Source organism: Acinetobacter pittii ATCC 19004 = CIP 70.29 (assembly GCF_000369045.1).
In the GTDB taxonomy this organism is placed as follows: Bacteria; Pseudomonadota; Gammaproteobacteria; order Pseudomonadales; family Moraxellaceae; genus Acinetobacter; species Acinetobacter pittii.
In genome coordinates this window covers 184,586-199,370 of sequence record NZ_KB849789.1, presented here as the reverse complement: position 1 = coordinate 199,370, position 14,785 = coordinate 184,586, and the positions used below count along the sequence as shown (strand labels likewise).

The 14,785-nt window shown below is 39.0% G+C and carries 14 protein-coding genes, 2 tRNA genes and 1 other RNA gene; 8 read left to right on the top strand and 9 right to left on the bottom strand.

Annotated features, from left to right (window positions below):
• Window positions 1-89 precede the first annotated feature (89 nt).
• On the top strand, window positions 90-1,070 hold the full coding sequence (gene yeaT / locus F928_RS11415; protein WP_002120373.1) for a LysR family transcriptional regulator: 981 nt from the start codon (window positions 90-92) through the stop codon (window positions 1,068-1,070).
• A 52-nt stretch (window positions 1,071-1,122) separates the two neighbouring features.
• On the opposite strand, the gene F928_RS11410 is transcribed toward yeaT, so the two are convergent.
• The 5 genes from F928_RS11410 to coaD all read right to left on the bottom strand — a co-directional run bounded on the left by F928_RS11410 (window position 1,123) and on the right by coaD (window position 3,735).
• Entirely contained in the window at window positions 1,123-2,307 is a 1,185-nt protein-coding gene (locus tag F928_RS11410; protein WP_005075281.1) for a porin, read from the bottom strand.
• A gap of 148 nt (window positions 2,308-2,455) precedes the next feature.
• Window positions 2,456-2,532, bottom strand: a tRNA-Met gene (locus F928_RS11405).
• Between the two features lie 63 nt (window positions 2,533-2,595).
• An RNA gene (gene rnpB / locus F928_RS12615) (RNase P RNA component class A) lies at window positions 2,596-2,951 on the bottom strand.
• Between the two features lie 27 nt (window positions 2,952-2,978).
• Window positions 2,979-3,242, bottom strand: a complete 264-nt coding sequence (locus F928_RS11400; RefSeq protein ID WP_005075278.1) for a YfhL family 4Fe-4S dicluster ferredoxin — start codon at window positions 3,240-3,242, stop codon at window positions 2,979-2,981.
• Window position 3,243: 1 nt separating this feature from the next.
• The gene (gene coaD / locus F928_RS11395) at window positions 3,244-3,735 is read right to left on the bottom strand and encodes a pantetheine-phosphate adenylyltransferase (protein WP_005070938.1); all 492 of its coding nucleotides are present in this window, start codon (window positions 3,733-3,735) and stop codon (window positions 3,244-3,246) included.
• A gap of 134 nt (window positions 3,736-3,869) precedes the next feature.
• Here coaD and smpB point away from each other — a divergent pair, with 134 nt between their 5' ends.
• Window positions 3,870-4,346: an SsrA-binding protein SmpB gene (smpB, locus tag F928_RS11390; RefSeq protein ID WP_002120348.1), complete on the top strand. Its 477-nt coding sequence runs from the start codon at window positions 3,870-3,872 to the stop codon at window positions 4,344-4,346.
• A gap of 48 nt (window positions 4,347-4,394) precedes the next feature.
• On the opposite strand, the gene F928_RS11385 is transcribed toward smpB, so the two are convergent.
• The 3 genes from F928_RS11385 to rluD all read right to left on the bottom strand — a co-directional run bounded on the left by F928_RS11385 (window position 4,395) and on the right by rluD (window position 6,937).
• Window positions 4,395-4,946: a flavodoxin family protein gene (locus tag F928_RS11385; RefSeq protein WP_005075275.1), complete on the bottom strand. Its 552-nt coding sequence runs from the start codon at window positions 4,944-4,946 to the stop codon at window positions 4,395-4,397.
• Between the two features lie 190 nt (window positions 4,947-5,136).
• On the bottom strand, window positions 5,137-5,874 hold the full coding sequence (gene pgeF / locus F928_RS11380) for a peptidoglycan editing factor PgeF (protein WP_005075273.1): 738 nt from the start codon (window positions 5,872-5,874) through the stop codon (window positions 5,137-5,139).
• Window positions 5,875-5,884: 10 nt separating this feature from the next.
• Complete coding sequence (rluD, locus tag F928_RS11375) at window positions 5,885-6,937, bottom strand: 23S rRNA pseudouridine(1911/1915/1917) synthase RluD (protein ID WP_005075271.1); 1,053 nt, start codon at window positions 6,935-6,937, stop codon at window positions 5,885-5,887.
• 71 nt (window positions 6,938-7,008) lie between these two features.
• Here rluD and comL point away from each other — a divergent pair, with 71 nt between their 5' ends.
• Window positions 7,009-8,172 (top strand): outer membrane protein assembly factor BamD, encoded by a 1,164-nt coding sequence (gene comL, locus F928_RS11370; protein ID WP_005075268.1) that lies wholly within the window; start codon window positions 7,009-7,011, stop codon window positions 8,170-8,172.
• A gap of 158 nt (window positions 8,173-8,330) precedes the next feature.
• Complete coding sequence (gene dnaG, locus F928_RS11365) at window positions 8,331-10,199, top strand: DNA primase (protein ID WP_005075267.1); 1,869 nt, start codon at window positions 8,331-8,333, stop codon at window positions 10,197-10,199.
• Here the strand turns inward: dnaG and hemA are convergent.
• On the bottom strand, window positions 10,196-11,479 hold the full coding sequence (hemA, locus tag F928_RS11360) for a glutamyl-tRNA reductase (protein ID WP_005075265.1): 1,284 nt from the start codon (window positions 11,477-11,479) through the stop codon (window positions 10,196-10,198). The two genes, dnaG and hemA, sit on opposite strands and share 4 nt — an antisense overlap.
• Window positions 11,480-11,567: 88 nt before the next feature.
• On the opposite strand from hemA, the gene F928_RS11355 reads away from it, so the two are divergent.
• From F928_RS11355 to F928_RS11340, 4 genes are all read left to right on the top strand, one after another.
• Complete coding sequence (locus tag F928_RS11355) at window positions 11,568-13,277, top strand: tetratricopeptide repeat protein (RefSeq protein ID WP_005070953.1); 1,710 nt, start codon at window positions 11,568-11,570, stop codon at window positions 13,275-13,277.
• A 4-nt stretch (window positions 13,278-13,281) separates the two neighbouring features.
• Entirely contained in the window at window positions 13,282-13,860 is a 579-nt protein-coding gene (gene lolB, locus F928_RS11350; RefSeq protein WP_005070955.1) for a lipoprotein insertase outer membrane protein LolB, read from the top strand.
• Between the two features lie 18 nt (window positions 13,861-13,878).
• On the top strand, window positions 13,879-14,712 hold the full coding sequence (gene ispE / locus F928_RS11345; protein WP_005075262.1) for a 4-(cytidine 5'-diphospho)-2-C-methyl-D-erythritol kinase: 834 nt from the start codon (window positions 13,879-13,881) through the stop codon (window positions 14,710-14,712).
• Window positions 14,711-14,785 (top strand) — tRNA-Gln (locus F928_RS11340). The genes ispE and F928_RS11340 overlap by 2 nt, the downstream gene beginning before the upstream one ends.

Below are 14,785 nucleotides of genomic sequence, written 5' to 3'. Positions count from 1 at the left end.
CCTTCGCCTAATATCCTTGTATGGCTTAAACATGATGTTTTAAGCAAAAATGATCAACAACAGAACTATCACTCCAATGGACACGGATCGTGAACAATCTACCTAACCTATCGGATTTAAAGGTTTTTTGCACAGTCGCCAAACTAAAAAGTTTTGTCGAATCTGCTGAGGAACTAGGGACTTCGCCTGCTTTTATTAGCAAGCGAATTAATATTTTAGAAAACACGTTAAGCTGCAAACTTTTTCATCGCAGCACGCGTCACGTTAGTCTGACAGAAGATGGCAAACTCATCCTTGAGAGAGTTTCAAATATTCTTGAAGAATTTGATGAAGTCTGTGAACTGGTAAATAACCCACTCAGTACGCCTACCGGTCGTATGGATATTATTAGTAGCTTTGGTTTTGGCAGAAAGCATATCGCACCAATTTTGTCTAAATTAATGATGCTCTATCCAAAACTTCAGATTCATTTTGACACCATCGACAATACCAAGGACTTGATTCAACACAGTATTGATTTGGATATTAGAATTGGTAATGAAATTGCGCCAAACATGATTGCGAAGAAGCTGGCTTCTAATTTTCGTATTTTATGTGCGGCACCAAGTTATTTACTTAAACACGGCGTACCAGACAGCATTGAAGACTTGCAAACACATGATTGTTTGACGATTAGTGAGCGTGATCAATCGTCTGTGCTATGGAAATTTAGGCATGCTTCTGAAGATGTCTCAGTGCATATCAAACCACGTTTTGTTTCGAATAACGGCGAAATTATTCATCAACTTGCCATAGAAGGCCACGGGATTATTTTCCGATCAATTTGGGATGTTGCAGATGAATTAATTACAGGTCAACTCCAACACATTTTACCCGAATATTGGCAAGATGCAGATGTTTGGGCAGTTTATCCATCACGACTCAAAAGCTCATCTAAATTACAAACCTGCATTTTGTTTATTCAAAACGAATTGCTCAATCGTTTAAAGCATGTACAAAACCTAAGTCGTGGACAACTCATTTCACCAGCCGTCAAACGAGATCCACCACCTGAAAAAGTCTTTCTATAAAAAAGCCCTAAGTGAAGTGTATTCACTTAGGGCAATAAATCGCTTTTAAATTTTAAAAATAATATCCGATTGAAAGATAAAATAATTTATCCCAATCATTACTGCTACCTTGTGCAAGGCCATCAGCCCCACCACCAACCATTGGATCATTTTTACTCATAATGTATTCACCCTGAATACCAATGGCTTTGTAATTAAAATAAACCCCTGCAATTAAGCGTTCAGAGTCTTTATAACCATTCTCATCTTTAAAGAAGCGGCTATGAGAGATATAAGGTTTAATATTTTCAAGTTTGTGAAATGGCTGAGCAAAGGTATAGTTAATTTCATTGACCAGATATTTGCCTTTGTTAGCGACTTGATACGGGTAATCAAATGCTCCAATGGTTGAGCTATTTGGCAATAAATTATCACCATTGGTGACATCTTGCTTACCTGCTAAGAACATCCATTGCCATGCTTGATATTGCGTTTGAGCAAATACATTCCATGACTTGCGGTGTCCATCTTCGTCTGTTCTTTTATTTCCTAAATCGGAGTACCAAACTGACCCACCTAGCTCAGTCGAAAAGTTTTGAGATTTATCCAGTTCAAATTTTCTAGATGCTCGAGCAATCCACATATTTTTTTCTTCAATATTGGTGCCTGTACTTAAATCATCCGCTTCAACAAAATTACCACTGTATCGACTTGAGTCCTTTGAAGTTCCCTTATAGTTTCCTCCATCAGTTGGATAGAATCCTAAGGTTAAATTGTATTTGTCATCTGCAAATTTATATTTAATCCCCAGATTATCGATATCTTCTAAACCAACTGTATTTAAAAGTGTTTCGTAATAACTACTTCCCCAAAATTCGCCAAAACCAAAATCAACGGGTTGTAAACCTGCCGTGATTCTCTGCTGATCAGATAATTTATAACCTACCCAAGCTTTTTTTAGAAAAATCGCATCACACAAGCGATCATATTGATAACAACGAGCATCCGCACCTGCAATCCAATCTGGATTTTCATAACCTAGCACTAATTTAATATCAGTTAATCGCCAGTCATCATTTTGAGAACCTTCATTTGCATCAACCACATAATCTTTATGCAAATAACGAGAACGTACTGCGCCAGAAACTTTAAATTGACCCGAATCCAAAGTTGGATCTCCCCAACTTAAATCGGCCGCAGAAGCCTCTACTCCCGCAGTTAAACTTAAAATTCCTAAAAATAATAATGACCTTTTCATGTCTTCAACATCCTTGTTAAGTGTTATAAGAACATGAAGAAATTGATCTAGACAAACAATGCCATAACTATAAAGTCGGTCTTTACAAACTGTGTTTAATCAAAAAATAAGGATAAAAAAAGACCACGCAGGAGCGTGGTCTATAAAATGGTGGCTATGACGAGACTTGAACTTGTGACCCCCGCATTATGAGTGCGGTGCTCTAACCAACTGAGCTACATAGCCGAAAACTGTGCGCGCATTATCTTAACTTCTTTAACGCACGTCAAGAAAAATTTTAAATAAATTAGGTGAAGTGAGCCTATAAGCCGGGTTCTGTCGAGGATGGTCATTCCTCTAGGCGTACAATCACTCATACGCTCAAGCGACCTACCCGAATCCAGTACGGGCCGTACCTCAGGATTCCTATTTGGTCTTGCTTCTGGTGGGGTTTACCATGCCGTGAACTGTTACCAGACACGCGGTGCGCTCTTACCGCACCCTTTCACCCTTACCTCACGAATGAGGCGGTCTACTCTCTGCTGCACTTTCCGTCGGCTTTCACCGCCCAGGCGTTACCTGGCACCCTGCCCTATGAAGCCCGGACTTTCCTCCCCTGCTTCAGTCACAAAGACCTCCACAGCAGCGACCATCCAGCTCACTTCAGGGGCGCATATTAACAAATTTATTTACTAATTGCTTGTGCTTTTTTGAGCAATTAATCTTTTATATTTGTCGAATAGCTCATCTTCCGTTTCCACATGCTGCGGATCTTTAGGAATACAGTCCACTGGACAAAATAACTGACATTGCGGCTGGTCATGATGACCAACGCATTCAGTGCATAAATCCGGATGAATTTCGTAAATCACTTCACCCATGAAAATAGCTTCATTTGGGCAAACTGGTTCACAAACATCACAGTTTATGCATTCATCGGTGATATATAACGACACTTTACCAACCTTGTTGATGTTTACGTTCAAAGGCCTCAACCACAGCTTGCGGAACAAACTTGGTTACATCCCCTTTTAAACGAGCAATTTCTCGAATCAATGTCGAAGAAATAAATGAATACTGCTCAGATGGTGTTAAAAATACTGCTTCAAAATGTGGGTCAAGTTGACGGTTCATATTGGCAAGTTGAAATTCATATTCAAAATCAGAAACTGCTCTTAAACCACGAAGTACTGCTGTTGCCTTTTGCTCTTTGAAAAAATTAACAAGCAAACCATCAAAACCAACAAATTCCACATTTGATAAATGGCTGAGTGATGTTTGGGCGAGTTCAACTCTCTCTTCTAGACTGAACAAAGGGTTTTTATGATGTCCAATTGCAATTGCTACTACAACCTCATCAAACATTCTTGATGCTCTAGTAACTAAATCAACGTGTCCATTCGTGATGGGGTCAAATGTTCCAGGATAAATTACACGCGTTTTAGACATCCGCTAGTACTCTAATTGTATTGTGAACCTATTTTAGCAAAAGTTATACATGAGGCGAAATATTGACGTGCAGGAAAAACTTCACCTTAGCATCAGTTTACGGCACAATAGGGGCAATTGTGGAAGTTTGAATTATGGCGAAAGCAACAGTAGTAAAGAAACATAATGGCGGAACCATCGCACAAAATAAACGTGCCCGTCATGATTATTTTATCGAAGAAAAATTTGAAGCTGGTATGTCTTTACTCGGCTGGGAAGTAAAGTCTTTACGTGCTGGTCGCATGAGTTTGACAGAAAGTTATGTCATTTTTAAGAATGGTGAAGCGTTTTTATTTGGTGCACAAATTCAACCGCTCCTTTCGGCATCTACTCATGTAGTACCTGAAGCTACACGTACACGTAAATTATTATTATCACGCCGAGAACTAGAAAAGCTAACGGGTTCAGTTAACCAAAAAGGTTACTCATGTGTTCCTTTAGCATGTTATTGGAAAGGTCACTTGGTGAAGCTTGAAATCGCGCTTGTGAAAGGTAAACAGCTTCACGACAAACGTGCGACTGAAAAAGATCGCGATTGGCAGCGTGATAAAGCTCGTATATTTCATAAGTAATTAAATAAAAAGCCTCTTTTTAGAGGCTTTTTTATATCGCGGAATTTATTAATTTAATCTATATAAGAGTCCAGCAATATATTCGCCAAACCATTTTGCAGTATCTAAATCGCCTTGTGGAGGAGTAATTTCAACAGGTGCATTATCTGACTGTGTCATTAAACCTAAACAACTCGATAATCGGTTTAAATCTTTTTCACTATGCCCAGTCGTCATTAAAGGTAAACCTGACCAAAGCATGCCATGTTGCATCGCAAAAATATTTAATTGTTGTAATACCGCCAGTTTATCGCCGCTTAGACCACCTGAGTTTGCAAATCCAGCTGCAAGCTTCCCTTGCCACAAACGCTCTTTCCAACGTTTAGAAGTACTGTCCATAAACTTTTTAAAGTCAGCGGTCATACTTCCCATATAAGTAGGCGAACCAAAAATAATACCGTGCGATGCATCAAGTGCATCCCAATCAATATGTTCAATATTCATTAAATGTACTTTTACACCCATCACCTCTGCCCCAGCAGCAATAGCGGAAGCTACCTTCGCGGTATGACCATATGGACTGTGGTAGACAATAGAGAGATGTTTTTCAGGCAAAGACATAAGATTAAAATTTTGAGCGATTTTTTCTATTTTATCATTTTATTAACGCTTGCTAAACCTTCATCTATAAATATGAAATATAAGGTTTTCACTACTGCATACTATAGAAATATTTTCAAATTAAATAAAAAAACTCTCCTATTTTTAATAAATATAAAATAAGAGAGTCATTTAAGGAAGTTATCAAAACTTACATAAAAACAAACGTAGCCATACGTCCTGTCTTCGCATCACGACGATAAGAAAAATACTCATCACCCTGTTGATAAGAACATTGATCTCCACCTAAGACTTGTTGCACACCTAGACTTTGCAAAATAAAACGTGCAATGGCATATAAGTCTGCATGAAATTTATTTGGAGCCACGCCCTCAACAAAAGCTGTTTCCAACTCTGGATATTTATCACAAAAAGCAGTTTTTACTTCGGCCCCAATTTCAAAACAAGGTTGACTGATTGCAGCTCCTAACCACGCCCAAGTCGGAGGATTTTGCATAGCCGTAACTGTATTTTCAATAATGCCACCTGCTAAACCACGCCACCCCGCATGCAAATTAGCAACTTCACTGCCTTCGGCATTTCCCAACACGACAGGTAAGCAATCAGCCGTCATCATCATTAAAGCATGACCTTTTGTTTGGGTAACCAAACCATCGCCAATTAAAGCTTTAAAAGGAATTTGTTCATTTACAGTATGGCAAATCGTACTATGCGTTTGGGTCATCCATGTCATTTTTTTAACACCAAATTTCGCAAACTCATCTAACAATATCATTCGATGCTGTTGAACACGTTGTGCCTCATCTTTGACATGTAAAGCCAAATTAAAGCCAGATAATTCAAGTTGATCCGTTGGTAATGCCAAAGGATGTTGAACACGTGTCTGCCCTACAAATACGCCTTGAGGTAAACCTTGAACAAATTCCATATGCACGTCCTTAATATGCAGCGTTTTCTGAACGTAACACATTTACTAAATGTGTAAAGTCTTCAGGCCACGGCGCTTCAAACAGCATTTCTTCACCAGTACGAGGGTGTTTCAAGCCTAATTTAGCTGCATGCAATGCTTGACGTTTAAAACCACGTAGAGTTTCAATCAGTAATTCAGATGCACCAGCTGGCACACGTACACGGTTCATATAAACCTGATCGCCAATCAAACCGTAACCAATATAACTAAAATGCACACGGATCTGATGTGTTCGTCCTGTTTCAAGACGAGCTTGTACACGAGTAAAATCTTTAAAGCGTTCTTTTACATTGTAGTGAGTTACCGCATCTCGCCCACCCGGTAAAATTGCCATTTTCACACGGTCAACTGGGTGGCGTTTGATTGGTTCATCAATCGTACCGCCAGCAATAATATTTCCATAAACAACCAAATCATATACACGGTAAACCGTTTTATTTGCCAACTGTTTACTTAAAGAAAATTGAGCTTCTAGGCTTTTAGCGACAACCAGTAAACCGCTGGTATCTTTATCAATACGGTGTACTAAACCAGCGCGCGAAAGTTCTGCCAATTTTGGGAAATGGTAAAGCAAAGCATTCACTAAAGTTCCAGAACTATTGCCTGCTCCTGGATGTACCACCATGCCTACTGGCTTATTAATGACTAAAATATCATCGTCTTCATAGACAATATTAAGTGGAATATTTTCAGGTTGACTCGTCGTCTGGGCTTCGAGCTCTACTTCAAGCGTAAGTAGCTCTGTTCCTTCACAACGGTGCTTAGGCTTGACAATGTTACCATTCACCAACAGATGGCCATCCTTCAACCATTGCTTGAGCTTTTCACGCGAAAACTCGCTCCACACCAAAGCTGCTACCTGATCGATACGTTGTCCCAGATAGGTTTCATCTAGCTGAACTTGCAACGATAAACGTGTTGCAGTTGTATCAGAAGTATGGTTATCTGCATCCTCAGAATCTTCAAGTAAATTGAAGTCGGTTTCAGAGAAGTTTGTGTTTGAAGATTGTGCTGAAGTCATTTGATCATTGAGATAAAAGTGGTTTAATAGCGCAATTGTAGCTCATTGCCCAACATAACAGAGGAGTTTTTATGTCGCTACCACGTTATAAAATTACGATGCTTGCCTTATCTTTAGGCGTAGCGTCTGCATTTGTGGGCTGTAGCAGCAATCCAAGTAAAAAAGAAGTGGTCGATACTGGCCCTCAATCTAGTGAACAAGCTTACTTCGAAAAGGCCCAAAAGTCGCTTGACCGTGGTCAATATCTTGATGCGACCAAGTCTTTAGAAGCAATCGATACTTATTATCCGACTGGACAATACGCTCAACAAGCACAACTTGAACTTCTATATTCGAAATTTAAACAAAAAGATTATGAAGGCGCCATTGCCTTAGCAGAACGTTTTATTCGTTTAAATCCTCAACATCCAAATGTGGATTATGCTTATTATGTTCGTGCTGTTGCCAATATGGAGCAAAACTACGACAGTTTGATGCGTTATACCTCTTTGCAACAGTCACATCGTGATGTGAGTTATTTAAAAGTTGCGTATCAAAACTTTGTTGATTTAATTCGTCGTTTCCCAAGTAGCCAATATTCTGTCGATGCTGCTCAGCGTATGAAATTCATTGGGCAAGAACTTGCCGAAAATGAAATGACTGCTGCCCGCTTCAACGTTAAACGTAAAGCTTGGATCGCCGCCGCAGAACGTTCGCAATGGGTGATTGAACACTATCCACAAACACCTCAAATTCCAGAAGCTTTAGCCACTTTGGCATATAGCTATGACAAGTTAGGTGATAAAGCTACTTCGCAACAATATATTGAAGTTTTAAAACTTAATTATCCAAGCCTTGTGAAAAAAGACGGCACAGTTAACATGCGTGCTGCTCGTAAAGAAGGTAACTGGATCAACCGTGCAACTTTAGGTATTTTCGGTCGTGAATCGACTGCTGCAACGCCAGAGAGCACAACTGAAGCAGAAGCTCCAAAACGTGGTTTCCTCAACCGTGTTAGTTTTGGTTTAATTGGTAATTCAGATAAAGAAGAAACTGAAGCACCAGAACAAACACCTGTTGAAGCTCCTAAGTCTGAACGTAGTTGGACAAACCGTTTAAGCTTCGGTTTATTAGACAAACCTGAGTCACAAGCAGCAGAAAATACAACTGTTGCACCAGCTGTAACCTCTACTGAAGCTTCAACTGATGTTCAATCAGATGAGGCAACAAAAGGTGCGGATGACGCTGCTCAATAAGTTTAAGCTTTAAAAAAACTTCAACAAACAGGCAAGTGATATCACTTGCCTGTTTGTTTTTATAAAATGTTAAAATATTTATTGGGCATATCTCGATTCATCATGTCAGAATATTCTAACTCACTGTCTCATCAAGTTTTATTACGGTTATCTGAATTATGGCAATTCCACAGCATACGATTGATCAAATTCTAGATCGCACAGATATTGTCGATCTGATTGGTCAGCGTGTGAAATTGAAAAAAACCGGACGTACATATTCCGGCTGCTGCCCTTTTCATCAAGAAAAAACGCCATCATTCCATGTTTACCGTGACAAGCAGTATTATCACTGCTTTGGTTGTCAGGCTAACGGAAATGCAATCCGTTTTCTTATGGATATTGATAACCGAAACTTTATTGAGGTAATGAAAGAGTTATCGAGTAGTACCGGAATTGAATTACCTAAAGATAATACTGAAAATAAAAAACTATCTTATACCCGTCAGGTTACAAAGCCACCCGTTACTAAAACAAATGCAGCAGAACCTGTAACTCCACAGCAGCCATCGGATGAAAGCTACAACACACTTGAACCAGTATTTTTTGATGACACTTTTGCTCAGTTCGAACAGCCGTTTAGCTTTGATGAACCCGTTCAAGAAGGTAATTTATATGACCTACTGGAAAATGTTGCTCAGTTTTATGAACAACAATTACCTCATAGTCAAAAAGCCAAAAATTACTTTAAACAGCGTGGACTAACTAATCAGACGATTCAGTTTTGGCGCTTAGGCTATGCTCCAGAAGACTGGCAACACCTTGAAAAAGCTTTTCCTTATGACATTGACGGATTAAAACAACTCGGACTTATCCGCTCAAGTGATAATGGGCGTGATTTTGATTTGTTACGTGACCGCGTCATTTTCCCAATTCGCGACCCTAAAGGCCGAGTGGTTGGTTTTGGTGGGCGTGCCTTAAATGATGAAATAAAACCCAAATACATTAACTCGCCAGACTCAGAAGTCTTTCATAAAAATCAGCTACTTTATGGACTTTATGAAGGTAGAAAGCTTAAATCTAGCGATTGGTTAATGGTTGAAGGCTATATGGATGTCATTGCGCTTCAGCAATATGGCATTACTGGAGCTGTAGCGACGTTAGGGACTGCAAGTAATACAGAACATCTTAATATTCTATTTAAACAAAATAGCCGAATTACCATTGCTTTTGATGGTGATGCTGCTGGTCAAAAAGCAGCACGCAGAACTTTAGAAATTGCTTTACCCCTTCTCAATGATGGTCGTGAACTTAAATTTTTTGTTCTACCCAATGATCACGACCCCGACTCTCTCATCCGTCGAGAAGGACTCGAAAATTTTCAAAAACTATTACAACAAGCCCCTCTTCTGTCCGATTTCGTGTTTGCGCACTTAACAGGTCAACACGATATCAGTACGCCTGAAGGGAAAAGCTTAGTCATGGGAGAACTCAGAGAACTCACCGAGTTATTGCCAAAACAAGGTTCTTTCCGTTACTTACTTACTCAATCTTTCCGTGAAAAACTCGGACTAGGTAAACGTTTTACCCCACAAATCAGCCACGATGCTTCGCTTTCGTTTAACATCTATACAAAAGATGAAGACTTTGCGATTGCAATTTTGATGGCAAATCCATTTTTATATACACATTTTGAAATCTTAAGAGCCTACATAGATAAAGATACGATCTTAGGTGATATATTATCCCTATTAGATCAAGTATCTGAAAACATACCAGAAGATCAAGAACAGGCTATGTATTACGTATTAGGCGCTTGTAGTTTGTACGTTAATGAAATTTCTCAGGTATTAAATCATACAAATATTTTTTCTATGCTTACTTCACCAGAAAAAGCCTTTAACCATGCCAATGAATACTCTCTTGGCTTACAAGATAAATATTTAAAACTAAAAATAAAAAAAGCTAAAACACTACAAGAAGCTAGCAACTTAAGACATCAGTATAATGAAGTAACAAAGAAAATTAGCTTGAGACTGCTTTCTTAATGTTTTGGCTTACGCTCATGATCAAATACATCCTGTAAATGCTGTTGTAACCATTCAAAATAATCAGGATTTTCTGCCTTAGCGGCTTCACGTAGCAATATCGATGTAGGATGTATAAGCTTTTGCGTCAAACGGTGTGCAAATTGCTGTAATACTTGTTCAGCATTCTCACCATGATGCAAAGCTTCTAGTGCATGTGTAAGCTCTTGTTGACTAATTTCTTCACTGTGTTGGCGGTAAGCATGAATTGTGCTACCCGCCTCTTTAACTTTTTGATGCGTAATAAGCTGAGTAGCTAATTGATTAACCATTACCTCTGCTTCAACAGCCGCCTGACGACGTTGTGCAAGGTTCTCATCAATCACACTTTGTAAATCATCAACACCATATAAATAGACCCCATCAAGTGCTTCCACTTTAGGATCTATATCACGTGGTACCGCTAAATCAACCATTAACATTTGTTGGTAGCGACGTTTTTTCAATGCGGCCTTAACATCAGAATAAGCAATAACTTGATATAAACTACCAGTACAGCTCGACACGACATCAGCACGATATAAATTCTCTGCTAATGCTGAAAACTCAATAATTTCAACTTCAACCTGATGTGCAATCTCCTGAGCCAGCTGGTCAGCACGCTCACGGCTACGATTACAAATAATAATCTTCGCGACACCCATTTCAGCCAAATGTTTAGCCACCAAGCTATTCATTTCACCCGCAGCAACCACCATAACAGTAAGCTTTTCAGGCTTACTAAAAACCTGTAAGGCCAGTTGTGCAACTGCATAACCCATTGAAACAGCATGACTACCTACCGCAGTTTCGGAACGTACACGTTTAGCTGCATAGAAAGCGTATTCAAAAACACTATTTAATTCAGGAGAGACCGTTTGCGCTTCTTTAGACAATGCCAAAGCGCTTTTGACCTGCCCTAAAATTTGTGGCTCACCAAGCATGAGAGAGTCTAGACCACTCGCCACTCGCATTAAATGTGTAATCGCCTGCGTATTCTCGTAACGATAAACATGATGAATTAACTGCTTTACATCAATATTATTGGCATCGGCTAACCATTTTAGAAGGCTTTCGGCGTTTTCTGCCATGGCATAAACTTCTGTACGGTTACAGGTCGAGACGACCACCAAATCCTTTAAGTTTTGGTGATGGCGTTGTTCGGCAAGCAAACGACTTAATCGCTCTGCATTGAAAGCAATTTGTTCGCGGAGTTCTACAGAAGCTGTTTGATGGTTGACACCCAATGCAAAGAAAGACATATCAGATCATCATTTCGCTAAATTTATGCTATTGTGCAACATCGGTGTCATAAAAAGCATTACTTTGGATCAATAAAAATTGCGTCAAATGAATAGCCGTATTAATTTTAACGGTGCTTCGATAAGACAGTATTCTACCACATTCTTGTTGTTAGGTAGCATGTCCTCGTATGTCTATGCACGTCCTGTGCAAGAGACCTATGCCGTGCATTCATTTGATCAGGCACTAGAGCAAACGATGGTCGCTGAATTTGCTCTAGCTTATGACGATATTCCAAACGCTTTGCATAATTACACAGTGCTCGCAATTAAAAGCAACTCTACATCAATTAAGCAGAGAGCTTTAGACGTTGCACTTGAATATAATGATTTACAAGCTGCGTTAAATATTGCTACACACTGGGTAGCTCAAGAACCTAAAGATGTACCAGCTTTATTTTATTTGTCACATATTGCTTTAAAAACGCACGAATATCAGCTTGCTGCTGAGACATTAGATAAAATTTTAAAGATAGATCCCACTGCCGATTTAGAACAAATTTTAGCTAGCATTGCTCCAGAAAATGCGCAAGATCGAGAAGTATTATTAACAGCTTTACGTTCTAGCGCAGAAAAAGACAATCCTTCTATTTTGGCACTCATCGCCAATTTAGAAGCTCAAAATGGCCAATTACAAACTGCGCTAACCAACATTAACAAAGCATTACGTCGACGTCCTAAAGTAACGAGCTTTATTTTAATGAAAGCAAACTTACTTATTGCTCTCAGCGATCAAGAAGGTGCGCTTAAATGGTATGCAAAGTCGAGTCGTAAAAATAAGAAAAATTTAGATATTCGATTAGCTGAAATCCGCTATCTCATACAAATTAACCAATCTCAGCTTGCGTTAGAAAAACTTGAAAAGATTATAGAAACCAACCCTAAAGCTGAAGAAGCCTTATTTATTGCGGGCTTAACAAGTATTGATTTAAAGCAATATGACAAAGCGGAACAATATCTTGTTGACCTACGAAACTCGGCAAAATATCAAAATGAAGCGTATTACTACTTAGCCATTAATGCAGAGCGTAAACAGCATTATGAAACTGCAAAAGCTTACTATCGTTTAGTTGATGGCAGTTTATATGTGGTATCTAGACGAAACTTGATCGCAATATATGATAAACAAGAAAATTTACACGATGCTTTACGGTTCCTTACTCAAGAACGAGTAAATTATCCTCAACATGCAAGTTTCTTATATCAAGCCCAAGCTGAAATCTTAAAGAAAATGGGCAATAAAAAAGCTGCACTAAATCTATTAGATGAAGCAATTAAAAACCTACCCGACGACCCAGAACTGATTTATGCGGAAGTTTTATTACTTGATCCATATACGGACCGTGACAAGCTGGACAAAACCTTAAAACAATTATTACAACTTGAGCCCAACAGCCCAACGTATCTAAATGCATATGCTTATACACTGGCACTGCAAAACCGTCGTTTAAAAGAAGCACGTCAGTATGCAGAGCAAGCATTAGAATATGCGCCTGAACAGGCCTCAATTCTTGATACTCTAGGTTATATTGCATTTTTACAGAACGATTATGAAGCTGCGGCGGAAGCCTTAGGCAAAGCGTATGAACTTAGCCATAATATAAATATTGGCGTTCGTTATGCTAAAGCTTTGTATATGCAAGGGTCACTCACTCAATTTAGCGCAGTGTTACAACAACTGAAACAAAAACATGCCAATGATCCACAATTACAACAGCTTGATGCGTTAATTTTACCTACATCTGCAAAAAAGAGTTAAATATATGAGCAAATTTGCCCAACTGTGCACAGCGATCTGTGGATCAAGTGTATTATTTCTAACCGGTTGTCAGCATTTTACTCAACCAAAACCTGCGGTTACCCAACAAGTTCAAGACGAAAAACACTTTAATTTGCAAGGTAAGATTGGGGTTCGTACACCACAGCAAACTGGTAGTGCTTTTTTTACTTGGCTTCAACAGCAAGATAATTTTGATATCGAATTAAGCGGTATTTTAGGCGTTGGAAAAACCCAAATTCAGGGTAAACCGGGCGAAGTAACTTTAAATAGTTCTAAAACAGGACTTATTAGCGCAGCCTCTCCAGAAGAACTTTTAGAGCGAGCAACGGGTTGGCAAGCACCAATTACACACTTAACGAGCTGGATTTTAGCAAAACCAGCAACGCTAAATGCTCAAATTACGAAAGACGCTGCAAATCGAGTGAGTCAACTGATTGAAGATGGCTGGACAGTTAATTTCAGTTACGATGGTGAACAAACTTTGCCAAACAAACTGGTTTTAAAGCAGGCTCTTGCTGAAGATAAAGAAAACCGTATTACAATGGTCATCCAAAACCGCTAAGTCTAATTATATAAATCTATGATTCGAGTTCCTTCCCCTGCTAAGCTCAACCTGTTTTTACATATTACAGGCCGACGTGAAAATGGTTACCATGAGCTACAAACCATTTTCCAACTGATTGATTTATATGATTGGATGACATTTACACCGACTTTGGGCGAAGAAGTCAAAATCGATGGGTTAAGTGAAGTTCGACCTGAAGAAAATTTGATTTATCGAGCAGCCCAAATACTAAAACCACATGCAAAAAAACTTTGTGGCTTGGACATCAAAATTGAAAAAAATATTCCAATGGGTGCGGGTCTAGGCGGCGGTTCATCTAATGCCGCCACAACACTTATTGTATTAAATCAATTATGGGAATGTGGCCTAGAGCAAGAACAACTTGCGGACTACGGTGTTAAGCTCGGTGCTGATGTTCCAATTTTTATTTATGGTAAAAATGCATGGGCTGAAGGCATCGGTGAACATTTATCATTCATAGACTTAGATCAAAAACAGTTCATTATTTTAAAACCTGATTGTTTTATCAGCACTCAATTGCTTTTTTCACAAAAAACATTGACAAGAGACTCTAAGACCACTAAATTTTGCGCCTATCAGTTAGAACCTTCTAATTTTGGAAATAACTTTGAGCCACTGGCTCGGCAGTTATACCCTGAAGTAGAAGAAGCAATGCAATATTTAGATCAATTTGGTCAAGCAAAGCTTACAGGTACAGGTGCTTGTGTTTTTATTGAAGTAACGAATGAAATGAATATTGATGAAATTCTTAAGCATTCGCCATGTAAATCTTACTTGGTAAATAGCTTAAAAGAATCTCCTCTTAATCATTTTAAGGTTACACGTTAGGGGCGTCGCCAAGTGGTAAGGCACCGGGTTTTGATCTCGGCATCCGTTGGTTCGAATCCAGCCGCCCCTGCCA